The sequence below is a fragment of the Staphylococcus sp. HMSC071G07 genome (assembly GCF_001811435.1).
Taxonomy (GTDB): domain Bacteria; phylum Bacillota; class Bacilli; order Staphylococcales; family Staphylococcaceae; genus Staphylococcus; species Staphylococcus pettenkoferi.
Genome location: NZ_KV804750.1, coordinates 101027 through 128026 on the forward strand (window position 1 = coordinate 101027; position 27000 = coordinate 128026).

The 27000-nt window shown below is 39.2% G+C and carries 27 protein-coding genes; 22 read left to right on the top strand and 5 right to left on the bottom strand.

Translation table 11 applies throughout. The features are described from left to right. Positions 1 to 56 precede the first annotated feature (56 nt). Both mdh and HMPREF2802_RS00485 read right to left on the bottom strand, forming a co-directional pair. Positions 57 to 992: a malate dehydrogenase gene (gene mdh / locus HMPREF2802_RS00480; RefSeq protein WP_070502417.1), complete on the bottom strand. Its 936-nt coding sequence runs from the start codon at positions 990 to 992 to the stop codon at positions 57 to 59. 250 nt (positions 993 to 1242) lie between these two features. Further along, positions 1243 to 2523 (bottom strand): replication-associated recombination protein A, encoded by a 1281-nt coding sequence (locus tag HMPREF2802_RS00485; protein WP_070502418.1) that lies wholly within the window; start codon positions 2521 to 2523, stop codon positions 1243 to 1245. A gap of 224 nt (positions 2524 to 2747) precedes the next feature. Here HMPREF2802_RS00485 and cymR point away from each other — a divergent pair, with 224 nt between their 5' ends. The 3 genes from cymR (at position 2748) to HMPREF2802_RS12080 (ending at position 3691) form a co-directional block, all read left to right on the top strand. Then, positions 2748 to 3167: a cysteine metabolism transcriptional regulator CymR gene (cymR, locus tag HMPREF2802_RS00490; protein ID WP_002470874.1), complete on the top strand. Its 420-nt coding sequence runs from the start codon at positions 2748 to 2750 to the stop codon at positions 3165 to 3167. Between the two features lie 152 nt (positions 3168 to 3319). Then, positions 3320 to 3502 (top strand): CsbD family protein, encoded by a 183-nt coding sequence (locus HMPREF2802_RS00495; RefSeq protein ID WP_002470875.1) that lies wholly within the window; start codon positions 3320 to 3322, stop codon positions 3500 to 3502. Positions 3503 to 3529: 27 nt separating this feature from the next. Continuing rightward, positions 3530 to 3691 carry a hypothetical protein gene (locus HMPREF2802_RS12080; protein ID WP_002470877.1) on the top strand — a complete coding sequence of 54 codons (162 nt, stop codon included), beginning with the start codon at positions 3530 to 3532 and terminating at the stop codon, positions 3689 to 3691. Positions 3692 to 3846: 155 nt separating this feature from the next. On the opposite strand, the gene HMPREF2802_RS00500 is transcribed toward HMPREF2802_RS12080, so the two are convergent. After that, positions 3847 to 4845, bottom strand: coding sequence for an LLM class flavin-dependent oxidoreductase (locus HMPREF2802_RS00500; protein WP_176744762.1), 999 nt, complete (start codon positions 4843 to 4845; stop codon positions 3847 to 3849). A gap of 207 nt (positions 4846 to 5052) precedes the next feature. Between HMPREF2802_RS00500 and HMPREF2802_RS00505 the strand changes: the two genes are divergently transcribed. From HMPREF2802_RS00505 to HMPREF2802_RS00595, 19 genes are all read left to right on the top strand, one after another. Further along, positions 5053 to 6195, top strand: a complete 1143-nt coding sequence (locus tag HMPREF2802_RS00505) for a cysteine desulfurase family protein (RefSeq protein WP_070502420.1) — start codon at positions 5053 to 5055, stop codon at positions 6193 to 6195. Next, positions 6196 to 7308 (top strand): tRNA 2-thiouridine(34) synthase MnmA, encoded by a 1113-nt coding sequence (gene mnmA, locus HMPREF2802_RS00510; protein ID WP_049405562.1) that lies wholly within the window; start codon positions 6196 to 6198, stop codon positions 7306 to 7308. Positions 7309 to 7865: 557 nt separating this feature from the next. Then, positions 7866 to 8522: a tetratricopeptide repeat protein gene (locus tag HMPREF2802_RS00515; RefSeq protein WP_070502421.1), complete on the top strand. Its 657-nt coding sequence runs from the start codon at positions 7866 to 7868 to the stop codon at positions 8520 to 8522. A gap of 20 nt (positions 8523 to 8542) precedes the next feature. Further along, entirely contained in the window at positions 8543 to 11005 is a 2463-nt protein-coding gene (locus HMPREF2802_RS00520; protein ID WP_070502422.1) for an SF1B family DNA helicase RecD2, read from the top strand. A 329-nt stretch (positions 11006 to 11334) separates the two neighbouring features. Further along, positions 11335 to 13965, top strand: coding sequence for an alanine--tRNA ligase (alaS, locus tag HMPREF2802_RS00525; protein ID WP_070502423.1), 2631 nt, complete (start codon positions 11335 to 11337; stop codon positions 13963 to 13965). A gap of 68 nt (positions 13966 to 14033) precedes the next feature. Continuing rightward, the gene (locus HMPREF2802_RS00530) at positions 14034 to 14297 is read left to right on the top strand and encodes an IreB family regulatory phosphoprotein (RefSeq protein WP_002471049.1); all 264 of its coding nucleotides are present in this window, start codon (positions 14034 to 14036) and stop codon (positions 14295 to 14297) included. Positions 14298 to 14299: 2 nt separating this feature from the next. Beyond that, the gene (ruvX, locus tag HMPREF2802_RS00535) at positions 14300 to 14728 is read left to right on the top strand and encodes a Holliday junction resolvase RuvX (protein ID WP_070502424.1); all 429 of its coding nucleotides are present in this window, start codon (positions 14300 to 14302) and stop codon (positions 14726 to 14728) included. Between the two features lie 15 nt (positions 14729 to 14743). Further along, entirely contained in the window at positions 14744 to 15055 is a 312-nt protein-coding gene (locus tag HMPREF2802_RS00540) for a DUF1292 domain-containing protein (RefSeq protein ID WP_002471066.1), read from the top strand. 321 nt (positions 15056 to 15376) lie between these two features. Next, positions 15377 to 16015: an O-methyltransferase gene (locus HMPREF2802_RS00545; protein ID WP_070502425.1), complete on the top strand. Its 639-nt coding sequence runs from the start codon at positions 15377 to 15379 to the stop codon at positions 16013 to 16015. Position 16016: 1 nt separating this feature from the next. After that, positions 16017 to 16940 carry a peptidase U32 family protein gene (locus HMPREF2802_RS00550; protein ID WP_070502426.1) on the top strand — a complete coding sequence of 308 codons (924 nt, stop codon included), beginning with the start codon at positions 16017 to 16019 and terminating at the stop codon, positions 16938 to 16940. A gap of 6 nt (positions 16941 to 16946) precedes the next feature. Beyond that, positions 16947 to 18227, top strand: a complete 1281-nt coding sequence (locus tag HMPREF2802_RS00555) for a peptidase U32 family protein (protein ID WP_371091342.1) — start codon at positions 16947 to 16949, stop codon at positions 18225 to 18227. Further along, positions 18224 to 18847, top strand: a complete 624-nt coding sequence (gene udk / locus HMPREF2802_RS00560) for a uridine kinase (RefSeq protein ID WP_070502427.1) — start codon at positions 18224 to 18226, stop codon at positions 18845 to 18847. The genes HMPREF2802_RS00555 and udk overlap by 4 nt, the downstream gene beginning before the upstream one ends. A 26-nt stretch (positions 18848 to 18873) precedes the next feature. Beyond that, positions 18874 to 19350, top strand: coding sequence for a transcription elongation factor GreA (gene greA, locus HMPREF2802_RS00565; protein ID WP_070502428.1), 477 nt, complete (start codon positions 18874 to 18876; stop codon positions 19348 to 19350). A gap of 385 nt (positions 19351 to 19735) precedes the next feature. Next, positions 19736 to 20476 (top strand): 5-oxoprolinase subunit PxpB, encoded by a 741-nt coding sequence (gene pxpB, locus HMPREF2802_RS00570; protein WP_002471083.1) that lies wholly within the window; start codon positions 19736 to 19738, stop codon positions 20474 to 20476. After that, positions 20460 to 21467 carry a 5-oxoprolinase subunit C family protein gene (locus HMPREF2802_RS00575; protein ID WP_070502429.1) on the top strand — a complete coding sequence of 336 codons (1008 nt, stop codon included), beginning with the start codon at positions 20460 to 20462 and terminating at the stop codon, positions 21465 to 21467. The genes pxpB and HMPREF2802_RS00575 overlap by 17 nt, the downstream gene beginning before the upstream one ends. Beyond that, positions 21467 to 21919 carry an acetyl-CoA carboxylase biotin carboxyl carrier protein gene (locus HMPREF2802_RS00580; RefSeq protein WP_070502430.1) on the top strand — a complete coding sequence of 151 codons (453 nt, stop codon included), beginning with the start codon at positions 21467 to 21469 and terminating at the stop codon, positions 21917 to 21919. Before HMPREF2802_RS00575 ends, HMPREF2802_RS00580 begins: the two co-directional genes overlap by 1 nt. A gap of 23 nt (positions 21920 to 21942) precedes the next feature. Next, positions 21943 to 23298 carry an acetyl-CoA carboxylase biotin carboxylase subunit gene (locus HMPREF2802_RS00585; protein WP_049405586.1) on the top strand — a complete coding sequence of 452 codons (1356 nt, stop codon included), beginning with the start codon at positions 21943 to 21945 and terminating at the stop codon, positions 23296 to 23298. 2 nt (positions 23299 to 23300) lie between these two features. Further along, positions 23301 to 24059, top strand: coding sequence for a 5-oxoprolinase subunit PxpA (pxpA, locus tag HMPREF2802_RS00590; RefSeq protein WP_070502431.1), 759 nt, complete (start codon positions 23301 to 23303; stop codon positions 24057 to 24059). A 3-nt stretch (positions 24060 to 24062) separates the two neighbouring features. Continuing rightward, on the top strand, positions 24063 to 25292 hold the full coding sequence (locus HMPREF2802_RS00595) for an NRAMP family divalent metal transporter (protein ID WP_002471053.1): 1230 nt from the start codon (positions 24063 to 24065) through the stop codon (positions 25290 to 25292). Positions 25293 to 25594: 302 nt separating this feature from the next. On the opposite strand, the gene HMPREF2802_RS00600 is transcribed toward HMPREF2802_RS00595, so the two are convergent. Continuing rightward, on the bottom strand, positions 25595 to 26011 hold the full coding sequence (locus HMPREF2802_RS00600) for a carboxymuconolactone decarboxylase family protein (protein WP_070502432.1): 417 nt from the start codon (positions 26009 to 26011) through the stop codon (positions 25595 to 25597). Positions 26012 to 26089: 78 nt separating this feature from the next. Then, positions 26090 to 26992, bottom strand: coding sequence for a LysR family transcriptional regulator (locus HMPREF2802_RS00605; protein ID WP_070502433.1), 903 nt, complete (start codon positions 26990 to 26992; stop codon positions 26090 to 26092). Between the last annotated feature and the right edge of the window lie 8 nt (positions 26993 to 27000).

Consider the following 27000-nt stretch of genomic DNA (forward strand, 5'->3'; position numbering starts at 1 on the left):
TTTCCCATCAAAGAGAAAGTGACCCTTGTATTTGTACTTTTTAATCACGTTTGAACTTAAAAGCTTAAAGCGTTTTTAACTTCTTTAACTGCCTCTGCAGAAGCTTTCAACTGTGTTTGTTCCTCTTCACTTAAGTTTAATTCAACGATTTGTTCTACACCATTGGCACCTAAAATCGTTGGTACACCTAAGTAAATGTCGTCGAAACCATATTCGCCTTCAAGTAATGCAATACTTGGAAGTAAACGACGTTGATCTTTTAAGATCGCTTCCATCATATTGTAAATCGCCGCAGCAGGAGCGTAATATGCTGAACCATTTCCTAATAATCCAACAATCTCAGCGCCACCTTTACGTGTACGTTCAACGATTGCATCAAGTTTATCTTTAGCAATCAATTCTGTCACTGGTACGCCATTTACATTTGTAGATTGTACAAGTGGTACCATCGTATCACCGTGTCCACCAAGAACTAGACCACGAACATCTTTCACAGAAACACCTAACTCTTGAGCGATAAATGTTTGATAGCGTGCAGTATCGAGCACACCTGATTGACCAATGACGCGAGATTTAGGGAAACCAGATGTTTTATATACAGTATAAGTCATCGCATCGACTGGGTTAGTTAACACGATAATCGTACAGTCTGGAGAATATTTAACAATTTGTTGAGTAACTTCTTTCATGACTTTCTCGTTCGTTTGAACTAAATCATCACGACTCATACCTGGCTTACGAGCGATACCTGCAGTGATAACTACGATATCTGAATCTTTCGTCTTCTCGTAATCTGAACTTGCCGTTACATTGACATCAAAGCCAAAGATCGGACTACTTTCTAACATGTCTAATGCTTTACCTTTAACCGGATCTTCGACTTGAGGAATATCGACGAGTACGACATCCGCTAATTCGTGCGTCGCAGTAATAAATCCGAGTGTTGCTCCCGTATTACCGCCACCAATAATTGATACTTTTTTTCTGTTCATGTGTGTTCACACCCTTTAAGTTGTTGAATATATCTTTTACAACTTTATTATACCATAGGTTGTAGTGTGAAAGGGCTTTCTTATGTGTGAAATACATTGTTTGATTCCTTTCTTAAAAGGGGGAGGATGGACGACGCCAATTTTAAAATTCATGGATTATAAAATTAGCAATGTAACGCTCAGTTACTAAATAAAAATAACCCCATCAACTGTACATTGATGGGGATAGAACTAATAAAGTATCGAACTGTCACAACTTTTTCTGAGCAGCAAGAATATTATCATGTACTGATTTAAACTGTTGTTCACTTTTCGAAGTCGTCTTAGGTTCGTAGTAAATTCGATTTTTAAGCTTATCAGGAAGGTATTGTTGCGCAACAAAGCCACCTTCATGATTGTGTGGATATTGATAGCCTATCGCGCGTCCTAACTTCTTAGCACCACTATAATGTCCATCTCTTAAATGATCTGGAATTTGTCCCGCTTGGCCTTTTCTAATATCACTAAGTGCCGCATCTATCGAAGTAATTGCGGAATTCGACTTTGGAGACAACGACAACTCAATGACCGCTTGACTGAGAGGAATCCGAGCTTCCGGAAATCCGAGACGTTCAGCAGATTCAATCGCAGCCAAAGTGCGCTGACCAGCACCTGGGGAAGCCAACCCCACATCTTCGTAACTAATCACGAGCAAACGACGTACAATCGTAGGGAGATCGCCAGCTTCGATTAAACGAGCAAGATAATGAAGTGCTGCGTTAACATCGCTACCACGAATAGATTTCTGGAATGCACTCATTACGTCGTAATGCATATCTCCATCTTTATCGCTTAGAAATGCTCCACGTTGTAAACAGTCTTCGGCATCTTGTAATGTAATGTGACGCAAATCATCCTTAGAAACATCACTACTTAAGACAGCGAGTTCTAAAGCGTTTAACGCACTGCGCACATCACCTTGACTTTGCGTAGCGAAATACGTCATCGCTTCGTCATCAACTTTAACGTTGTATTTGCCTAATCCACGTTCCTCATCATGTAATGCCCGTTCCAAAGCACGATAGATATCATCCTCATCGAGAGGATAGAGTTCGAAGATTTGCGCACGTGAACGAATCGCCGGGTTGATCGCATGATACGGATTGGAAGTTGTCGCTCCAATAAGTACGATTTTACCGTTCTCGAGATGAGGAAGTAAGAAATCTTGTTTCGCTTTATCTAGTCGATGAATTTCATCCAAGAGTAGGATGACCTGGCCTGACATCTTGGCTTCATCGACAATCATTTGCATGTCTTTCTTCGTGTTCGTTACCGCATTTAACTGTCTAAATTTATATTCCGTACTTCCCGCAATCGCCTTGGCGATACTCGTCTTTCCAATTCCTGGAGGCCCATAGAAGATCATGGATGATAATTGACGCGTCTTGACCATTCGTCTTATAATACCTTTTTCTCCAACAAGATGCTGTTGTGAAATAATTTCGTCAATATTGTTCGGACGCATTCTTGAAGCTAATGGTTCGTTTGCCACGTTATTCACACCTTTCTCGCTATGATTTTAACATACTCTAGAGGAGTTGAAGATGATTTTAAGTTTAGCTATGTAGAGTAAAATTAACCGTATGACCTAGAGTTCAGTTTAATTTTTTTATTTATTTTATAACACAAACAGACACTTACAGTTGATAAATGTTATAATACGTTTGAGATGATACAATAGATTGCAACAGTATTCGAACTAAGTGAGGTAATAAAATGAAGATATCAACAAAAGGCAGATATGGATTAACACTCATGATTTCCCTTGCTAAGAAAGAAGGCCAAGGTTGTGTTTCTCTAAAAACTATCGCAGAAGAGAATCAATTAAGTGATTTGTATCTAGAACAATTAGTCGGACCATTGCGTAACGCGGGATTAATTCGCAGTGTGAGAGGAGCGAAAGGCGGCTATCAACTTCGTGTCCCTGCAGAAGAAATTAAAGCAGGTGATATCATTCGCTTACTTGAAGGTCCGATTACATTCGTTGAAAGCATTGAATCAGAACCGCCAGCACAAAAGCAATTGTGGATCCGTATGCGTGATGCCGTGAGAGAAGTTCTAGATAACACAACATTAAAGTATTTAGCAGAGTATAAAGAAACAAACAATTTAGATGGCTATATGTTCTATATTTAAGAAATAGTAGCTAGATAAGTACTTAAACAAAACTAATAATTCACATGAGAACTAAATTAATCACTAAGAAATCCTATCTTTTACAAAATGAGATGTTTAGATCTTAAAGATAGGGGTATAAAAGAATTACACCAACGAAGGAGGACATCGCAATGGCAGACGAAAGTAAATTCGAACAAGCTAAAGGCAACATCAAAGAAACAGTAGGTAACGCTACAGACAACAAAGACTTAGAGAATTCTGGTAAAGAGGATAAAGCTTCAGGCAAAGCTAAAGAATTCGTGGAAAACGCGAAAGATAAAGCAACTGAAGTGATTGATAAATTTACTAAGTAATGTACTAATCGAAAGGAGTTATCTATAATGAGTGAAAATTTCTTAGATAAAGCCAAAGATGCAGCTAAAAACGTATCAGACACTTTAAAGAAAACGGACAATGATAAAGCGAAAGAAGTAAGCGATAAAATTGATTCCGTTACAGGTGAAGATAAAAAAGACGACAAAAAAGATAAGAAAGATAAATAATCTTTCAAACGTCTAAACGTTTTAAGAAGTGATGTTATCATCACTTCTTCTTACATAAAAAACCGTCAATTTCTATTGAGTCGTAACTCAGGAAATTGACGGTTTTTTGTGTTTAAAGTGAATAAAGCCGTTTCGTTTCAGTTACACATACGCTATTATTTGTCATCTTTACTATTAAAGATATTCATTAAGCGCTCATACGATTCATGTTGTGCTTCTTGATCATAGATATAGCTGACTGCCATAAGTTCGTCAACTTCTCCATAAGTCGCTTCAAACTCCTCAAATTTCTGTTTAACCGTTTCTTCAGAACCGATGAGTGATTGTTCTAAGCGTTGTTTCGCCATTTCATACTCTCTCGGCGTAAGTAAGCCTTGTAAATCATCTGTAGGTGGTTGAACCGGTTGCATACGACCGCGCACGATGCTAATCATTGTTTGTGCTTGTGTCGTAGCTAAGTACTCTGCACGCTCGTCAGTTTCTGCAACGATTGCGTTCAGACATACAATAACATAAGGTTCTGCGAGATGTTCGGAAGGTTCAAAGAGCTCTTTATAAATTTCAATTGCTTCTTTCATCTGTTGTGGTGCAAAGTGTCCCGCGAAGACATACGGTAAACTTTTACGCGCTGCAAGATGTGCAGAGTCTGTAGATGAACCTAGAATATATAATGGCACATTTTTACCTACAGCAGGATAAGCTCTAACATACGCTTGTTGATTCGCAGGTCCGAAATACGTTTCTAACTGTTCGACTTCTTCAGGGAATTCGTACACGCCGTTGTGCTGATCACGACGTAATGCGCTCGCTGTCATCATATCTGTTCCCGGTGCACGGCCTAGTCCTAAGTCGACGCGGTCTGGGAACATCGTCTCCATCGTACCAAATTGTTCCGCTACGATGAGTGGGGCATGGTTAGGTAACATGATACCGCCAGAACCTACACGCATTGAAGATGTATGTTCTAGAATATGTTGAATCAGTAATGCTGTCGCTGAACTGACAAGATTAGGTGCATTGTGGTGTTCAGCAATCCAATAGCGTTCATAATTAAGCGATTCAAGATGTTGGCCTAGAGACACCATATCATTAATTGCGTCGCGATCTGTTTGACCTTGACGAATAGGCACTAAGTTTAAAGCGGATAGTTTCATATTTTTCAATTGATATCCTCCTCATTTAAATGCATACACATATTTTAACAATTCCCCAATAACTCAGATATTAACTTGCTCAAGTTAGAGCATTTTACCTATACACACGGTAGATATTACAATAATGACTAAAACAGGCCGGTAGAAATTTAATTATAGAGGTGCTATTATAGTAGCGTTAAGAATATAGATTGGAGTGTCTTAAACATGGGAATTTATCTTGATTACGCTGCTACAACGCCAGTAAAGCCAAATGTTGTTGAAGCGATGATGGATATTTATCAGAATCATTATGGTAATCCGTCTTCTATCCATAATATAGGTAGAGATGCACGTAAGTATTTAGATGACGCACGTCGTACAGTAGCGGAGAAGTTAGGCGCACAACCTAACGAGGTCATCTTTACAAGTGGTGCCACTGAATCTAATAATACTGCAATCAAAGGGCTCGCTTATGTGAACCGACATAAAGGGAATCATCTTATTACAACGAAGATTGAACACCATTCTGTTCTGCATGTGTTTGAACAACTCGAGAAAGAAGGATTCAAGGTCACGTATTTAGACGTAAATGAAGAAGGCCTTGTTGATTTAGAACAACTTGAATCTGCTTTAACTGAAGAGACGATTCTCGTATCAATCATGTTTATAAACAACGAAGTAGGAACGGTTCAGCCAATGTTTGATATTGACCATTTACTTCAAGACAGAGATATTTATTTCCATGTGGATGCTGTACAAGCGATAGGGCATTTACCCGTCGACTTTCACGAGCTAGACATCGATACGATGAGTTTAACTGCTCATAAGTTTGGTGGACCTAAGGGCGTAGGCGCTTTATTAGTTAAAAATGGCACGGACATTCAGTTTAGCCAACTCGGCGGGGAACAAGAAGTTAAACGTCGTGCAGGTACGGAGAATATTCCACAAATTGTCGGACTCAGTGAAGCATTAAAGACGGCTACGGACGAATTAGATGACAATAATCTACATTTGATGAATTTAAAAAATCAATTTTTAGTTGCTTTACAAGATCGTACGATTCCATTTGAGCTCAATGGTTCTATGGTTGAAACAACAGGGCACATCGTCAATTTATACTTCCCATTTATTGATGTAGAAACATTGCTCACATTATTAGATTTAGCGAACATTTATGTTTCTTCAGGTTCAGCTTGTACTGCAGGTTCAACTGATCCTTCCCATGTCATCTCAGCTATGTATGATAAAGAACGCGCATTCCACTCTATCCGATTCAGTTTTAGCGAAATGACGACCGAACGTGAAATTAAACAAGTCGTAGCAGAACTTCACAAGATTTATCATAAGTTTAAAAAGGAGGAAGTCTAGTTGGACAACAGCGATATTAGAGTAGTCGTAGGGATGTCAGGCGGTGTCGATAGCTCCGTGACGGCCTACTTACTCAAAGAACAAGGCTATGATGTCATCGGTATTTTTATGAAAAACTGGGATGACACAGATGAAAATGGCGTGTGTACAGCTACAGAAGATTACAACGATGTCATCGCCGTATGTAACCAAATTGGTATCCCTTATTACGCAGTGAACTTTGAACAACAATATTGGGATAAAGTCTTCACGTATTTCTTAGATGAATACAAAAAAGGACGTACACCGAATCCAGATGTGATGTGTAATAAAGAAATTAAGTTTAAAGCTTTCCTTGAACATGCATTAAACTTAGGTGCTGATTATGTGGCTACAGGTCATTATGCCCGTATACGACGTCATGATGACGGTCATGTAGAAATGCTTCGTGGTGTAGATAATAATAAAGATCAAACGTATTTCTTAAACCAACTTTCTCAAGAGCAGTTGGCAAACGTAATGTTCCCAATCGGTGATATTGAGAAATCTAAAGTACGCGAAATTGCTGAAGAACAGAACTTAGCTACTGCAAAGAAAAAAGATTCTACAGGAATTTGCTTTATCGGAGAACGTAATTTCAAAGAATTCCTATCTAATTACTTGCCAGCTCAATCAGGTGAAATGCAAACACTCGATGGCGAAGTGAAAGGTCAACATTCTGGATTAATGTATTACACCATCGGTCAACGTCATGGTTTAGGTATTGGCGGAGACGGCGATCCATGGTTCGTTGTTGGTAAGAACTTAGAAGACAATGTGTTATATGTCGGCCAAAGTTTTGATAACGATGCGCTTTACAGTGATTATCTCATCGCTTCTGACGTGTCTTTCGTCAATCCAGTCGACCTTGAGAACGGCTTCCACTGTACTGCTAAGTTTAGATATCGTCAGAAAGATACAGGGGTCTTTGTACAACGTGAATCTGATGACAGTATTCGCGTGACTTTCGACCAACCTGTGCGTGCAATTACACCTGGACAAGCAGTAGTATTGTACGACGGTGAAGTTTGTCTCGGCGGTGCTACTATTGATGATGTTTATAAAAATAGTGGGCAGTTAGATTATGTAGTTTAAGAAGTTAAAGTTTCATACGTACTAAATATTTTTAAAAGTTGGGTTCGAAAAGGTAATGATACTTTTTCGAACCTTAATCTTTGCATTGCGGCGGAAGCACTACTAGATCAGAGGTTTCTGTGCAATTTTGATGTGAACTTCTTACATATACGAGTACGTAAAACATAGACTAAGTCCTAAAATAGTAATAGCGCAGTAACTGTCTGAGTATGGGATATTAATGGAATTTAACTTCTGAGATAAATAAAAAGCAAGCTTAAAATAAATTCTTGAGTAAATTTTCAATGTGTACTCGAGACGCTTGATGGAACTAGACCACAACGAAAATCCATTCTTCGAACTCTTTGAGCGAAAAGAATTAGTTGAGTGTGGTCCCATAAGCAAGCGAGAGTTTTAACATTGAAAATTAGTAAGTTTTAATTTGCCCTAGACCCGTCTACTCAACCTTGCGGAGGAAGCACGACGAAATCGAAGATTTCTGTGCTTCTCTCCCTTTCTTTTTATGAAATTGTTATTGTAGAATAGAACAAAAGACGTAATGAAATGAGGTAGTGTTTGTGGAACAAGAAAAGATATATGAACTTATTAAAAAAGGTGAAATAGAACAAGCTTTACAAGCGCTATTTAATAATATCGAACGTAATCCTAAAGAAATAGAGAACTACATCAATGCTGGTATTCTCATCGCTGAAGCTGGCGAAGTAGAGAAAGCAGAAAAATTCTTCCAGCGTGCTCTCGTACTTGACCCTGAGAATGCTGCAGTATTTTACAATCTTGCTAATGTTTACTACAACGAAGGGCGTTTTAACGAAGCGATTAAGTTATATCAACAAGCGCTTCAATCTCCTGAGGTACATCAAGTCGATACAAACTATATGATTGGTATGTCATTTAATCAGCTTGGCGCACATAAGGAAGCAATGCCATATCTCATGCGTGCAGCTGAATTAGATAACGAAGGAGATGTTGAAGTTCAGTTTCAATATGGACTCGTCCTCTGTCACTTAGAATTGTACGAGCAAGCGGTCACTCAACTCCAACACGTGCTTGAATTAGACGAGAAACATGTTGATGCGCTTTACAATCTTGGACTCGCACAATATATGCTCACTGAAGATAAAGCGCTCGCTATGGATTACTTCCAACGTGCAGTTGACATCAATCCTGAACATCACATGAGTCAACACGCACTACAAACCTTTGAACAACTTTAAAGAGAAAGGAGGCGACTTGAATGGCTGACGATACTTTATTTAACTATTCGATGCTTAAAGGCACGATTGACGCAATCTTATTTCAGAATAAGGACAATTTCTATACAGTATTGAAAGTGGAAACGATTGAGACGAATGAAGATTTAGATGATCTCGCTACTGTCGTCGGCTTCTTCCCGGATATCGTCGAGGGTGATGTTTATACCTTTAAGGGGCAATTCGTCTCTCATCCCAAGTATGGTAAGCAACTCAAAGCAGATACCTTTGAGAAAGAGTTGCCACAAACGAAAGAGGCCATCGTAAGCTATCTTTCTAGTGAATTGTTTAAAGGTGTAGGTAAAAAGACCGCACAGAATATCGTTAATACGTTAGGTGAAACAGCCATTACTGATATTCTTGACGATGCTTCAGTCTTAGATAAGGTTTCAGGCTTATCTAAGAAGAAACGCAAACAGATTGCTGAACAAATTCAAGCTAATCAAGAAACAGAACGTATTATCGTGCGCTTACATGATTTAGGCTTTGGACCTAAACTTGCTATGACGATTTATCAAACTTACTTAGATGAAACATTAACAATCATAGAGAAAGAACCCTATCGTCTGGTATATGACGTTAAAGGGATTGGTTTTAACAAAGCAGATACACTCGCACGTAAGATGGGTATCGCTTACGACGATGATGAGCGTCTCAAAGCAGGAATTCTCTACGTGCTGGAGGAATCTTGTATCAAGCAAGGTCATACATATTTGCCTAAGACAAGGGTTTACGACGAAGCGATAGATATGTTGACTGATCCTCAAGAGGCCGAAATTACTTCCGACCACATTAGTAAAATGGTTCAAGAACTCGTTGAAGAAAATAAAATGATTCAACAGGAAGAGGAATTAGCTGTACCGAGCTTATACTATTCTGAGCTTAAAAGTAGCCAAAACCTTTACCGAAATTACACTTATACGCAAAAGATCGAACACTTTGAACAATCGGATTTACAAATGCACATTGGTGAAATTGAAGAACGCCAAGGCGTGAGTTATGCGAAATCTCAAAAGGAAGCGCTAGAAACAGCAATCAATTCTAAAGTGATGTTACTCACTGGTGGACCAGGGACAGGTAAGACGACGGTTATTAAAGGAATAGTTGAGCTTTATGCAGAGATTCATGATCTGTCATTAGACTATGATGACTATCAAGAAGATGATTATCCTATCGTTCTAGCTGCGCCAACAGGTCGAGCATCGAAACGCCTTGCTGAAGCAACGCAACTTGAAGCGATGACGATTCACCGCTTGATAGGATGGAATCAAGATACACAGCCTGAAGACATTCTAGATAATGAGATCAATGCGAGCTTAATCATCATTGATGAAATGTCGATGGTGGATACATGGTTATTCCATCAGTTTATGGATGCTGTGCCACTCGATGCGCAAATCATTTTCGTGGGTGATGAAGATCAGCTTCCGTCAGTAGGACCTGGCCAAGTATTTAAAGATCTTATAGATTCTCAAGCAATACCTCGCGTGAATCTAACAGAGGTTTACCGTCAACAAGATGGCTCAAGTATCATTGAGTTGGCGCACCGTATCAAATTAGGTCAACAAATCGATATAACGCAGAAGTTTCATGACCGTAATTTTATCCAATGTGGTACGGATCAAATTCCAAATATCGTTGAGAAAGTCGCGCAAAGTGCTGTACGTAAAGGTTATGATATGAGTGACATTCAAGTGCTCGCACCGATGTATAAAGGCTCAGCAGGAATTCGTAGATTAAATGCTGTGCTACAAGACATTCTTAATCCGAAATCTGAAGATAAACGTGAAATCGCGTTCGGGGACGTTAGTTTCCGTAAAGGAGATAAGGTCTTGCAGTTAGTCAATCGACCTAACGATAATATCTTCAATGGTGATATCGGCGTCATCGTTGGTGTCTTCTGGGCGAAAGAGAACGAACTCGATAAAGACATTATCATCGTCGATTTTGAAGGTAACGAAATTATCTTTACGAAACAAGATTTCTTAGAGCTTACACATGCATACTGCACTTCGATTCATAAATCGCAAGGCTCTGAATTTCCTATCGTCATCATGCCTATGGTGAAACAGTATTATCGCATGTTACAACGTCCAATCCTTTATACTGGACTTACACGTGCGAAACAATCTCTTGTGCTATTAGGAGACCCTGAAGCTTTCCATATTGGATTGACTACTCAAGGACAAACACGGTTGACCCAACTGCGCCACATCGTGCAATCGTACTTTAATATCACTACAGAAACGGATGAGAACAAATCAGTCGTTCCAGATCAATCACCACAATCAGCGTCAGAAAGCGCAGTAGCAGGTTCCACGCAAGAAGAGGCTGAACCTTCTCAGAAAGACTCATCATCTATCGTACTTACCGAAGAAACGATCTATAAAATCGATCCGATGATTAACATGGGCCAAGTTACACCTTACGATTTCGTGAAACAGTGATTGACTTTAAAGTCGAAAGCCAATACAATAGTATTAAATTCATAAAGACGAGTAAATCATGTTAGGCATACAGAGATGTGTCGTTGGGTGAGAGATACAGCTAACATGTTTGAACGCTACTTTATGTCAGAATGAATAACGATTATTGAGTGATAAATTGACTGTTGAGTTATGATAGCTAGCGAATCGTCAATTTATAACTAGGGTGGTACCGCGAAACGTTCGTCCCTTGTGGATGAGCGTTTTTTTCGTGCTAAGAGAAATATTATGGGTTGAAGCGGTATTATCTATAATCTTAAAGATGATTAGAGTAAAATGGAGGATTGAATATGAAGCATTTAAAAGCGAGTGAAATACGTCAGAAATTTATAGATTTCTTTAAAGAACATGACCATATGGTCGAACCGTCTGCGCCACTGATCCCAATCGATGATGATTCATTGCTATGGATTAACTCTGGTGTCGCAACGTTAAAAAAATACTTTGATGGTCGTGAAATCCCACGTAAACCACGTATCGTGAACTCTCAAAAAGCGATTCGCACAAATGATATCGAGAATGTTGGTTTTACAGCACGTCACCATACGTTCTTCGAAATGCTCGGGAACTTCTCTATCGGTGATTATTTCAAAAAAGAAGCAATTGAATTTGCATGGGAATTTCTAACAAGTGATAACTGGATGGGTATGGAGCCAGAGCGACTTTATGTAACGATCCATCCTGAAGATACAGAAGCGTACCGTTTATGGAATGAAGATATCGGCTTAGAAGAAAGCCGTATTATCCGTATCGAAGGTAACTTCTGGGATATTGGTGAAGGACCATCTGGACCGAATACAGAGATCTTCTATGATCGCGGCGAAGATTATGGTCAAGATGATCGATCTGAGGAAATGTATCCAGGTGGTGAGAATGAACGTTACTTAGAAGTATGGAACCTCGTATTTAGTGAGTTCAATCACAATAAAGACCATACGTATACACCACTTCCTAACCAAAACATTGATACTGGAATGGGTCTAGAGCGTATGGCCTCTATTTCACAAGATGTCCGCACAAACTATGAAACAGATTTATTTATGCCAATTATTCATGAAGTAGAGTCTATTTCTGATAAAAAATACTTAACTCAAGATGACTACGATGTTGCATTTAAAGTTATCGCTGATCACATTAGAACCATCTCATTTGCGATTGCTGATGGTGCATTACCTGCTAATGAAGGTCGTGGATACGTATTGCGTCGTCTGTTACGTCGTGCTGTACGTTTCAGCCAATCACTAGATATTCATGAACCATTTATGTATCGCTTAGTGGATATCGTGGCAGACATTATGGAACCTTACTATCCAAACGTGAAAGAGAAAGCTGATTTTATCAAACGTGTAGTGAAATCAGAAGAACAACGTTTCCACGAAACATTGGAAGAAGGTATGTCTATCCTTAACAATCTCATTTCTAAAGCGAAAGGCCAGACGAATGAAATTAGTGGGGAAGATGCATTCAAACTGTATGATACCTATGGTTTCCCAGTTGAGTTAACAGAAGAGATGGCTGCACAGGAAGATCTCTCTGTGGATATGGCTGGCTTCGAAACTGAAATGAGTAAGCAACGTGAACGTGCACGTCAAGCTCGTCAATCTTCAGAGTCTATGCAAGTACAAAGTGAAGTATTGAAGAATATTACGACTGACAGCACTTTCGTAGGTTACGATGTGATGGATAAAGTCACAACCATTACGGATATCATAGCAAATGGTGAACGAGTGGAAGAGGCAGAAGCGGGTGACACTATCTACTTCATCCTCGCAGAAACGCCTTTCTATGCTGTGAGCGGGGGTCAAGTAGCTGATCACGGTACGATTAGTAATGAGAATTTCGAAATTCAAGTCACTGAAGTGATTAAAGCACCAAATGGACAGAACTTACACACTGGTGAAGTCCAATTCGGTACGGTTAAATCCGGAGCTGAAGTTTCAGCATCAGTTAATCATAAAGAACGTCGTGCAATTCAGAAGAACCATAGTGCGACTCACTTACTTCATGCAGCCTTAAAAGAAGTGCTAGGCGACCATGTTAACCAAGCAGGTTCACTCGTTGCTCCAGACCGCATGCGTTTCGACTTCTCTCACTTCGGACCGATGAAAGAAGAAGAGATAGAACAAGTTGAACGTCGTGTGAACGAAGAAATTTGGAATAGTATTGAAGTAAGTATTCAAGAAATGCCAATTGAAGAAGCGAAAGAAATGGGTGCAATGGCGCTCTTCGGTGAAAAATACGGCGATATCGTGCGTGTTGTCAACATGGCACCATTCTCTATTGAACTTTGTGGCGGTATTCACGTTTCTAACACTGCTGAAATCGGCTTGTTTAAAATCGTAAGTGAATCAGGTACAGGTGCAGGTGTACGCCGTATCGAAGCGCTCACAGGTCAAGCAGCATTCTTGTATTTAGAGGACATTCAATCTCAATTCAATACGATTAAAGGTCAAGTAAAAGCGAAGTCAGATGACCAAGTCGTAAATAAAGTAACGCAATTAATCGACGAAGAAAAATCATTAAATAAACGCGTAGATCAACTCAACAAAGAAATCACTTCATTGAAGATGGGCGATATCACTGAACAAGTAGAAGACATCAATGGTTTTAAAGTGTTAGCTACTGAAGTCGAAGTACCTAATCCTAAAGCGATTCGCGAAACGATGGATGACTTTAAATCTAAATTACAAGATACGATTATCATTTTAGTCAGCAATGTGAACGGTAAAGTATCATTAATTGCTACAGTGCCTAAATCATTAACAGATCAAGTGAAAGCTGGCGATATCATCAAAGAAATGGCACCTGTTGTAGGTGGTAAAGGTGGCGGCCGTCCTGATATGGCTCAAGGTGGCGGCAGCGAACCTGAGAACATAACAGAATCTTTACGTTTTATTAAAAATTATATTAAATCTCTATAACTCAACATCTGAGTAGTGTAGAATGAGAGTGTGTTCAATTCTATACTAACTGGGAGGCGTGTCTTAAAATGGAAAACTTCGACAAAACGATGAAATTTAGTTATGATGATATCCCGAAAGAAGATGTCAAGTCCGTGCTACAGAATGTCTATACCACTCTTGAAGAACGTGGTTACAATCCTGTAAATCAAATCGTAGGTTATCTCTTATCTGGAGATCCTGCTTATATTCCACGTCACAATGAAGCGAGAAATCAGATTCGCCGCATCGACCGCGACGATATTATGGAAGAACTCGTATCAAACTATCTTAAAGCGCACTCAGAAGTTTAACGATGCTCAAGCATAAGATTATTGGTTTAGACGTAGGAAGTAAGACAGTAGGTGTAGCTATTAGCGACTTGATGGGTTGGACTGCCCAAGGATTAGATACACTCCGCATAGACGAAGAGAATGGCGATTTAGGTATTGAAAAGTTAGTAGACATTATTGATAAAGAAAAAGTGGGGACCGTCATCATCGGTCTCCCTAAGAATATGAATAATTCAATTGGATTTAGAGGTGAAGCTTCGTTACACTACAAAGAGATGTTGCAAGAAAGACGCCCTGATCTTGAAATCAAGACTTGGGATGAACGCTTAAGCACAATGGCAGCGGAACGCTCTTTATTAGAAGCTGATCTCTCTAGACAGAAACGAAAAAAAGTGATTGATAAGATGGCCGCAGTATTTATTCTGCAAGGCTACTTGGATTCTATACAATAACAAAGGAGCATAATCATGGCAGAGCATAATGAAGCTGAATTACACGTAAATAATAATGAAGAGTTATTAACACTTTACGATGAAGAGGGCAACGAAGTACTTTACCGCAAAGTACTTGAGTTCTATCACCCAGAATTCAAGAAAGAATATGTCATCCTCGCTGAAGAAGGTGCTGAGTCAGATGATGACGATATGGTTGAACTTGTTCCAATGATTAACGAACCAGATGAAGATGGTGAAGGTGGCAAATTCTTACCAGTCGAATCTGATGAAGAATGGGACATGATTGAAGAAATCGTAAATACTGAAATGAACGACGAAGAATAATCATATTCTTCTAGTACTATCATTCGATGAAGTGCGAAATAGTCCTAGCTGTGAGCTTATGTCATTGACACATAAGTAGGTGCTAGGGCTATTTTCTGTTATCATTCTGAGCTCACTGGTTGAGCTAATCTGCAGCGCTCATTTGAATCACTTGATATTAGAGATAACTTCGACCGCGAGAGAAGAACAGAGACTTAATATTTTTATTAAAATGTGGTAGAATGTGTTGAGTTAAATTCAACACCATTTTAAAAAGTCAAAAGGCTGGCGTAATGCGTACGCCGTCCTAAACTATAGAGGAGTAACTAAGGGAGAGACGATATGGACAAGAATCAAGAATATCTCTTAGAATTAATGCAGCATAATAATAATGATATAGAAAGTTTGCGTACATATGCCGAAGAGAATCGCGTCCCTATTGTCGACAAGATGAGCTTAGAAGCGATTAAGCAAGTGTTGAGACTCAAACAACCTCGACACATATTAGAGCTTGGTACTGCTATCGGTTATAGTGCAATGCAATTTGCCTCTGTGTCATCCGATATACATATTACGACGATTGAGCGTGATACAGAGATGCAAGCGCGCGCTTCGCAAAATATTGAACATTTCGGTTATCAACAACAGATAACGATGATTAAAGGAGATGCACGCGAACAATTTGAAACGCTTAAAGATAAGACATTTGATGTTATATTTATCGATGCAGCGAAAGCTCAAACGCAACGCTTCTTCGAAACCTATGAGCCATTGCTGAAGCTTGGCGGGGTTGTGATCACTGATAATATTCTTTATCACGATTTCGTTGCCGACATCGACGTGGTACATTCTCGAAATGTAAGACAAATGGTGAAGAAGCTGCAGAAATACAACGATTGGCTGGTTCAACATCCACGATATGAGACAAACTTTCTTAATATTGATGACGGAATAGCGATTTCCGTAAAAAAGGAGAATTGAAATGACTGAATTACTGGTCACACCCAAGTCCATTTCACACATTGAAACATTGATAGAGAAGGGCGCAGATGCCTTTGTAATAGGAGAACAGAAATTCGGCTTACGTTTAGCAGGCGAGTTTAATCGTGATCAGCTCGTTGAGGCCGTTCAATTAATTCATGAACATGGTAAAAAAGCCTACGTGGCAGTGAATGGTATATTCCATAACTATCATCTACGCGCGTTAGAAGATTACATCTCATTTCTTCATGAAGTTAGAGTAGATCGCATCATTTTCGGTGATCCGGCAGTTGTGATGTATGTGAAGCAACAAGAAGATCCCATCCCATTGAATTGGGATGCCGAGACCCTTGTAACGAACTATTTCCAATGTAATTATTGGGGAGAAAAGGGTGCGAAACGTGCTGTCTTAGCGCGTGAACTTAATTTAGAGGAAATGCTCAATATTAAAGAACATGCGAATGTTGAAATTGAAGTACAAGTTCATGGTATGACTTGTATGTTCCAATCTAAACGTATGTTACTCGGCAATTACTATACATTCCAAGACCGTCAAATGAAGATCCAACGTCAGAACGATGATAAAGATTTATTACTTTATGATGAAGAACGTGATAATTTATATCCTGTCTATGAAGATTACAATGGTACCCATATCATGTCGCCAAATGATATGTGTCTAATCGAAGAATTAGATCCATTATTAGAGGCAGGCATCGATGCGATTAAAATAGATGGCCTGTTACATACAGAAGAATATATTAACGTATGTACTGAACAATATCGTGAAGCTATCGATTTATTTAACGAAGATCCTGAAGCCTATGAAGATGAGAAATTTATGCTCGTTGACCCTATTGAAGACATTCAACCTGATCATCGCCCATTCGATGAAGGATTCTTATTCAAACAAACTGTTTATTAAAGGAGGATGCATGCTGTGAAAGTATTAGAAGAAGTGCAACCTGATGCTAAGCCTCGCATGAAGAAACCTGAATTGCTTGCACCAGCAGGTAATCTTGAGAAATTAAAGATCGCAGTGCATTATGGTGCCGATGCAGTCTTTCTAGGTGGCCAAGAATATGGACTACGCTCAAACGCCGATAATTTCACAATGGCAGAATTTCAAGAGGGCGTTGAGTTCGTGAAACGTTACGGTGCAAAGATTTATGTAACAACGAATATTATTGCACATGATGAGAATATGGAAGGTTTAGATGACTATCTGTCAGCTTTAGAAGCCACAGGTGCGACAGGTATCATCGTGGCTGATCCACTTGTTATTGAAACGTGTAAAAAGGTAGCGCCTCGTTTAGAAATCCATCTTTCGACGCAACAATCATTATCTAACTATAAGGCTGTCGAATTCTGGAAAGAAGAAGGTTTAGATCGTGTCGTATTAGCGCGTGAAACTGGCGCAGAAGAAATGCGCGAAATGAAAGATAAAGTCGATATCGAAATTGAAGCCTTTATCCATGGTGCTATGTGTATCGCTTATTCTGGACGCTGTACATTGAGCAACCACATGACTGCCCGTGACTCAAACCGTGGTGGTTGTTGTCAAAGTTGTCGTTGGGATTATGACCTTTTACAAATCGAAGACGACGGTGAGTTAGATTTACTCTATAAAGACGGTGACGTCACACCATTTGCGATGAGTCCGAAAGACTTGAAACTGATAGAATCAATCCCTAATATGATGGATATAGGTATAGACTCTTTAAAAATAGAAGGGCGCATGAAGTCGATTCACTATATCGCGACAGTCGTTTCCGTCTATCGTAAAGTGATAGATGCCTACGCAGCTGATCCAGAACATTTCCAAATTCAACCTGAATGGTTGATTGAGCTAGATAAATGTGCGAACCGTGATACTGCGCCAGCCTTTTTCGAAGGTACACCTGGTTACGAAGAGCAAATGTTTGGTGCAGAGCAGAATAAGAAAGCGGCATATGATTTCTGTGGTCTGGTCTTAGATTATGACGAAGACTCTCATATTGCGACCATTCAACAACGTAATCATTTTAAACCAGGTCAAGAAATCGAATTCTTCGGACCTGAAATTGATACCTTTAGACAAGTGGTTGACGCGATATATGACGAAGAAGGCAATGAACTTGATGCCGCTCGTCATCCACTTCAAATCGTTCAAATCAAAGTAGACCATCCACTTTATAAAAATAATATGATGAGAAAGGAACTCAAACGATGAGTGGCACAACGATTATAGGTATAGCCGGTGGATCAGGTTCTGGTAAGACAAGTGTAACGAGTGAAATCATGTCCTTACTTGAAGGATATAGTATCGCACTCATCGCTCAAGATTATTATTATAAAGATCAATCTCATTTAAGCTTTGAAGAGCGTTTAGAAACGAACTACGACCATCCATTCGCGTTTGATAACGATTTACTAATCAGTAATCTACAATCTCTAAAGGACGGTCAAACAGTAGAGATACCTACGTATGATTACACAAATCATACTCGAAGTGATGTTACAATCACATTTGAACCCAAAGATGTGATTATTGTTGAAGGTATCTTTGCTTTGGAAAATCAAACATTACGTGAGATGATGGATGTTAAAGTATACGTAGATACTGACGCTGATTTGCGCATTCTCCGAAGATTGATGCGTGACACAGCTGAACGTGGGCGGACGATGGAATCTGTAATTACACAATATTTAAATGTCGTACGCTCAATGCACAATCAATTTATTGAACCAACTAAGAAATATGCTGATTTAATTATTCCTGAAGGTGGCAGTAATAAAGTTGCCATTGATATTTTAACAACTAAGATTAAATCACTTATACGTAAACAATAGAACAGTTAGAAAAGGAAGATGACAATATGGAAAACCAAAAACAATATCCTATGACCCAAGAAGGTTATGACAAACTTGAAAAAGAATTAGAAGAATTAAAGACAGTTAAACGCCCAGAAGTTGTAGAAAAGATTAAAGTGGCGCGTTCTTTCGGTGACCTTTCTGAGAACTCTGAGTATGATGCAGCGAAAGACGAGCAAGGTTTCATCGAACAAGATATCCAACGTATCGAGAATATGATTCGTAATGCTTTAATCATTGAAGATACGGGTGACAATAATGTCGTTCAAATCGGTAAGACCGTTACATTCGTTGAACTACCAGGTGATGAAGAAGAAAGTTATCAAATCGTTGGTTCTGCAGAATCAGACGCTTTCAACGGCAAGATTTCTAACGAATCACCAATGGCTCAAAGCTTGATTGGTAAACATCTTAACGATGAAGTTCGTGTGTCTCTACCAAATGGTGCAGAAATGAACGTTAAGATTGTAGACATTAAATAATTCGATATTTCAGCGTACTTCCCAAACGAATTCGTCTCCGTTTGGGAAGTTTTTCTATTTTATGGTAAAAATAATTCTAGTCGAAAAACTCTGAATTTGGTAAATTTAGAGTTATAACTAATCAATAGCGTTTAATTCATAGTGAGAAAGTGAAATTAAGAACTATCGCGTTCATCCATACGCTCGTCTTACTTTTAGCAAAATAGAAAAATGAAAAAGGGCTAAAATAATTAAACTTGTAAGCCTTAAATCCTATTGGTTAAATATACATTATAAATGTTGATAAAATTTCTTTATTAAACAACATCGCTATTGAAATGGTATAATAAAGTGTATTGCTTAAGTAAGCGTTTACTTAATGTGCATTGAAGGAGGTTAATCCATCATGAATTATCAGATCATCAACGAACAAGCACTTATGATTTACTTAGAAGAACGAATTAGTGAAGATATATTTAAGCAAATGCAACAAGTTGTTCAATACATACATAATCTGAACGTAGAAGGTATTACAGAAATCGTACCTTCTTACCGTGCTATTCTAATCAATATAGATATTGAGAAGATGACACCTCAATCATTAGTAGAAGAGCTTAAACTAGATGAGTTAGACGCCAAAGACTTTGCTGGTCAAGATATCGAGACGAAGACGGTCTACATTCCAGTACTTTACGCTGGAGAAGCCGGACCAGACATCGATGAGGTAGCATCTACTAATAATCTCGATACAGAAGAAGTCATCGATATTCATAGTAGTCAACCTTATCTCATCTATATGCTTGGGTTTATGCCAGGCTTCCCGTTCCTTGGTGGTTTAGATGAGCGTCTTCATACACCACGCCGTTCTGAACCGAGAACGCGTTTACCAGAAGGTTCAGTAGGAATAGCTAATCAACAAACAGGACTTTACCCAAGTGAATCCCCAGGTGGCTGGCAAATTATCGGTCGTACACCAATCAAAGTCTTTGATTTAACACGCGAACCGATGTGTCTCTATCAACCAGGTGATTACATTAAGTTCTATGCTATATCTGAAGAACAATATGACCAAATCATTGACGAACAAGAATCTGATTCTTTCGATATGAGAAAGTGGGTGTCTAAAGACAATGAGTATTCTAATTAATAATCCAGGTCTCTTTACGACAGTTCAAGATCAAGGGCGCTATGGATTTCAAGATCAAGGATTTTCAACAGCTGGAGCTTTAGACCTTATAAGTTATCAGCTCGGACAGAAACTGATTGGTAACGATGGACCAGCGATTGAATTCACTGTGATCGGTCCGACGATTCGTTTTACCACTCCAAATACCTTTGTGGTGACAGGTGGCGAGTTCGGCAGTGAGCTGAATGGCGAACCGATCGAGATGCAATCTGTTTATAAAGCTGAGAAGGGCGACGAACTTAAACTTGGTGCTGCCAAGCAAGGAGCTAGAGGATATATCTTCTTCGGTTGTCCATTAGATATTCCAGTAGTAGCTAACAGTCAATCTACACATACTCGTAGTCATATTGGCGGATTTGAGGGTCGTACTTTAAAAGCGCAAGATCGCATCCAAACGATTCCAAACGATGAAGCAAAATATCGCGTAGGACTCAGTACAGATGTACAACTCGTGAATACAGATGAAACAACCATTCACATCGTTAAAGGTCCGCAATTCGACCGATTCTCATCGGAGGCAGTGAACGCGATGACTTCAGGTGAATATCAAATTTCTGAACAATCAGACCGTATGGGCTACCGTCTAAGAGGTAGTGAAATTCCACCAGAAGAATCTGCAGATATTATTTCAGAGCCTGTAGCTTTAGGTAGTGTGCAAGTGCCAAATGATGGGAACCCTATCATACTGTTGAACGACAAACAAACTGTGGGGGGATACACTAAGATTGCCACAGTAACACAAGCTGATTTATCTATTCTAGCTCAGAAACAACCTGGCGAAACAATTCGTTTCGAATGGGTAACGGTGGAAGAAGCCATCGACAGTTTACAACAGCTTGATGAGGCACTACAAGAAGCTTTACAGGAAATAGAACGTACACCTGTTTATCAAATACAACAGTTACGCTCTACTTCAAAACGTCTAAATGCATTATTGAAAGGGGAAGCATAATGAATTTTGAAAATATCGAGCAATTAATCAAATTAGTTAAGGAAAATGAATTAAAGAAATTTAAATATAAAGATTACGAACATGAAATCGAACTTGACTTCACTGAAGAGAATGCACCAGTAGCGAGCATGCCAGCAAGTATGCCACAAGGTACTGCTGACTCTGCTCAATCTCAATCATCAAATGAAGACCAAAGTGCTAGCGATGATTCAGAGGGTCAAGAAGTTAAAGCACAAATGGTAGGTACTTTCTATTTACAAGAAGAGAAAGAGCTCACTGATCCAATCATCAAAGTTGGTGACCAAGTTAAATCTGGCGATGTAATTGGCTATATTGAAGCTATGAAAGTAATGAACGAAGTAACAAGCGACGTTGACGGTGAAGTGACTGATATTCTCGTCGAACATGGTTCAAATGTTGAATATGATCAACCAATAATAAGAGTGAAATAATCAACGCAAAGGGGGGCATTGCATTGTATCGTTGTTTAATTGCAAACAGAGGAGAAATCGCAGTTCGTATCATTCGCGCATGTCGTGAACTCGGTATCGAAACTGTAGCTATCTACGCTAAGGGAGATGAATCAAGTCTGCATGTTAGCTTAGCCGATCAAGCAGTATGTGTCGGTGAAGCCAATGCACTTGATAGTTACTTAAACCAAGATCGTATTATCTCAGCCGCAGAAATGACTGGAGCTAATGCGATTCATCCAGGATATGGTTTCTTATCAGAAAGTCCGTCATTTGCCCATAAAGTCGAAGAGAATGATATTTACTTTATCGGTCCAACGAAAGAAACGATGCAAATGATGGGTGATAAGATTACCGCACGCCAAACTGTAGATCAAGCGGGTGTACCTATCATTCCAGGTTCAACTGATGCAGTCGAATCAGTTGATGAAGTAAAGGAAATTGCTAAAGAAATTGGTTATCCACTCGTGTTGAAAGCAGCGAGTGGTGGTGGCGGTAAAGGTATCCGTATCGTCAAAGAGCCAGAGATGTTAGATAAATCTTTTAAAGAAGCTAAAAGTGAAGGTAAAAAATACTTCGATGATGATCGTATTTATGTAGAAGCCTTTATACCTGTAGCGAAACACGTGGAAGTGCAAATCCTCGGTGATGGTAAAGATAACTACATTCACCTTGGGGAACGTGACTGTTCAGTCCAACGTAAAAACCAAAAATTAATCGAGGAATCACCATGTTCTTCATTGACTGATGAGAAGCGTCAACGTATCTGTGACGATGCTGTTAAGGTTGCGAAAGCATCTCACTATCGCAGTGCGGGTACAATTGAATTCCTTGTTACAGATGATGCGTATTATTTCATCGAAATGAACGCTCGTATTCAAGTAGAACATACCGTAACGGAAATGCGTGCTGGAAGAGACTTGTTAGCAGCGCAACTCTACTTGATGCAACATAACCATCTACCATATACGCAAGATGATATTATCTTTGACGGACACGTGATAGAAGCACGTATCAATGCGGAAGATCCTGAAAAACACTTCCAGCCGACACCGGGTAAAGTACAAGCCTTACATTTACCACAAGGATTTAACGTACGTGTAGACTCACTACTTTATCAAGGTTACATGGTTTCACCATACTACGATTCACTTGTAGCTAAAGTGATCGTCAAAGCACCAACACGTGCACTTGCAATCAATAAGTTGAAATGTACGTTAGATGAAATGGTCATTGATGGTTTCTCAACAACTGCTGATTTCTTATATGCTGTACTCTCTTATCCTGCCTATGCAGACGGAGATGCAAGCGATGTAGATATTAAATTCTTAGAACGTCATAAGATTATCAAGGGGGCTTAAGAATGAAGATCGATTTAAACTGCGACTTAGGAGAAGCATTTGGTAATTATAGCTTTGGTGGAGACAATGATATCATTCCATTAATCACTTCTGCTAACGTGGCATGCGGTTTCCATGCTGGGGACTGGAACGTTATGCACGAAACAGTGAAGTTAGCGAAGGAATCTAATATCGGTATTGGGGCCCATCCAGGTCTACCTGATTTACAAGGCTTCGGTCGTCGCAATATGGATATTTCTCCTGACGAAATCTACAACATTGTGACTTATCAGCTAGGTGCACTCAATAGCTTTTGTCAGATTCACGACACGCGTATCAATCATGTAAAACCACATGGTGCACTTTATCAAATGGGTGCGCGTGACAAAGATATCGCGCATGCAATTGCACAAGCAGTGTATGATTTCGATCCAGAACTGATTTATGTTGGTTTATCTAACACGCTATTGATTTCTGAAGCTGAAAAAGTTAGTTTAACAGCTGCTTCAGAAGTCTTTGCTGACCGTCGATACGAAGAAGATGGACAGCTTGTAAGTCGTAAAGAGCCGGATGCTGTACTCACAGATAAAGATGAAGCAATCAATCAAGTCTTGAAGATGGTTAAAGACCAACAAGTCGTAACTAAGACAGGCAAAGTGATTGATTTGAAAGCGGACACAATCTGTGTACACGGCGATGGCGCAAATGCATTAGAGTTTGTACGTAACATTCGTGAGACATTAAACAAAGAAGGTGTTTCCATTACACAACTAGGGGGTTAACACATGGGGAAGAAGAAACTTCAAACAAATGATTTTCAATTCACAAAGGGTCACAAGAGGCTATTATTAGGTTCAGTCTTCTTGATGGCAACATCAGCTATTGGACCGGCATTCTTGACGCAAACTGCAGTATTTACAGGTCAGTTTGCAGCAAGCTTTGCCTTTGCCATATTGCTATCCATACTTATCGACATTGCAGCACAAGTGAACATATGGCGTATTCTTGTTGTTACAGGTAAACGTGGCCAAGAAATTGCCAATGATGTCGTAGGTGGTTTAGGGACTTTCATTTCAATATTGATCGCTATAGGGGGACTTGCTTTCAATATTGGTAATATAGCCGGAGCTGGACTAGGGTTAAATGCCATCTTTGGACTTGATGTGAAATGGGGCGCTGCAATTACAGCAGTTCTATCTATCGCCATCTTTATTTCAAAGAATGGTCAGAAAGTGATGGACGTTGTATCAATGGTGCTCGGTGCACTGATGATTATCGTAGTTGCAGTCGTTATGTTTAAAGCCAATCCGCCATATGCAGATGCAGCAGCACATATGGTGTGGCCAGAACATCCTGTAGCACTCGTATTGCCAATCATCACGCTCGTAGGTGGTACAGTAGGGGGTTATATTACCTTTGCCGGTGCACACCGTATCCTGGATTCAGGAATTAAAGGTAAAGATTATTTACCATTCGTTAACCGAGCAGCGATTTCAGGTATCTTAACGACAGGTGTGCTTCGTGCTTTACTCTTCTTAGCAGTGCTGGGTGTAGTTGTAACAGGCTTTACTTTAAGTCAAGATAACCCACCAGCCTCTGTTTTTGAAAAAGTCTTAGGACCTATCGGTAGAAATATCTTTGGTATCGTATTATTCGCAGCAGCGATGTCATCCGTGATTGGTTCAGCATATACAAGTGCGACATTCTTAAAGACGATGCACAAGAAGTTATTTGAACGTAACAACTTAATCGTTATTACATTTATCGTTGTTTCAACTTTAATCTTCTTATTCATCGGAAAACCAGTTAAATTATTAATCATTGCTGGTGCTTTAAACGGCTTAGTACTTCCAATTACATTAGGTACAATTCTTGTCGCAAGTACACGTAAGTCTATCGTAGGTGATTATCGCCATCCGAAATGGATGATGATACTCGGTATCATTGCCGTGATTATCACGATAGTCACAGGTATAATGTCATTTAAAGAACTCGGTGCACTTTGGACAAGCTAACGTGATATGGAAGTTAAATCGTTCATTTATAGAATCTTGAGCTTACTTTTGGGCTCAAGATTTTTTATTTTGGCTAAGATGTGGGGGATATAGCTAAGGTTCCGTACCAATGGATGATACGGAACCTTAAGGCTACTGATAGTTCTAATTAAGCAATTACGCAGTAGCTGTCTGTATTTGAGATAGCTTGCGCTTTCTCAAATACTAGTCAGCCTAGCGGGGGGTGAGACGACGAAATCAGGTAGATTTCTGTCTCACTCCCAAAGGGTAAAGTTTTGCTATCGGGTGCTTTGTGACAATTATTATTTTTCAGGTTGAGTATAGTAGTCGACGTTACGTTCTTTGTAAACTTTTTTCACTAATTGAAGTGCATTTAGCACACGTGGAAAACCAACATATGGAAGTAAGTGCATAATAGTTTCTGAAATTTCTTGTGGTATTAACCCCACAGTTAACGCAACATTAATGTGTAATTCTAATTGCGGTTCAGTACCTAATGTGACAAGAGCAGAAATAGTACTGATTGCGCGTTGTTTGTAATCAAGCCCTTCACGTGAATAAATATCTCCAAACGCGAATTCTTTGACTAAATCTCCTAAACCGGGTGCAACATCACCAAGTTCTTCTTCGATGTTAGCATGAGTAGGGATATTCTCATTATCGCTTGCTGTTAAATCATCCATAATTTTTTGTCCGATTTCGCTACGACTTTGTTCCATCGTTAAGACCTCCTATATCGAAACTCTAATGCAATTGTAATACGAGATCTTATATTCTAAAAGTTCATAATAATAATACTAAGTATTACTAAATTTCATAGTTTGTATATGTTCTTTGGTATATTCTATAAACGCTTTTAAAGGTGTTGATAGCGGTTTGTGACTTTTAACAACAAAGTTAATATCCATCGTCATTTCATCATTCTCAATAGGAATTGTAGTGATTTTTTCAAAGTTGAGTAGTGAACTCAATGAATAAGGCATAACGGCGATTCCGAAACCTTCATTGACCATTGACAGTATGAAGTCCCATTGTGCACTTTCTAGTTGTATTGAAGGTTTAAAGTTAGATTTATAGCATTCGTATATCAACTTTTTACGTAATTCATAGTCTGACGTTAGCACAATAAATGATTCATTTTTAAGATCAGTCAATGTTACTGAAGATTGGCGAGCCAATGGATGATCTTGATTTACATACACTACGAGTGGGTCATTGATGAGCGGAATAACATCAAGGTTCGCTTCACTTTCAAGCTCCATCGAAACAACAATATCTACCGTGCCATCAAGCAAGGCGTTTTTAACCTTATATGCACCTGCTTCATAAATTTGAAGATCGATTCTCGGATATAGGTCTGTAAAAGTTTTAATAATTTCAGGAAAGTAGAGTGTACCTGAAATAGGTGGAAGGCCGATATGAATATGACCTTGTTTCAGATTCTCAATGTCAAAAAGTTGATTGGTGATGTTATCTAAAGAATGTAAGACTTGAATACCTTGTTGATAGACAATGTTGCCAGATTCAGTCAATTCAATTTGTTTATTCGAACGATCTAATAATATCGTATCTAATTCATCCTCTAAACTCTTCACTACTTTACTCAATGTCGATTGTGATAGATAAAGTGTCTCAGCTGCTCTTGAAAATCCTTTGTTCTCTACTACGGCGATAAAATATTTAAGCTGACGAATATCCATAAGCAACC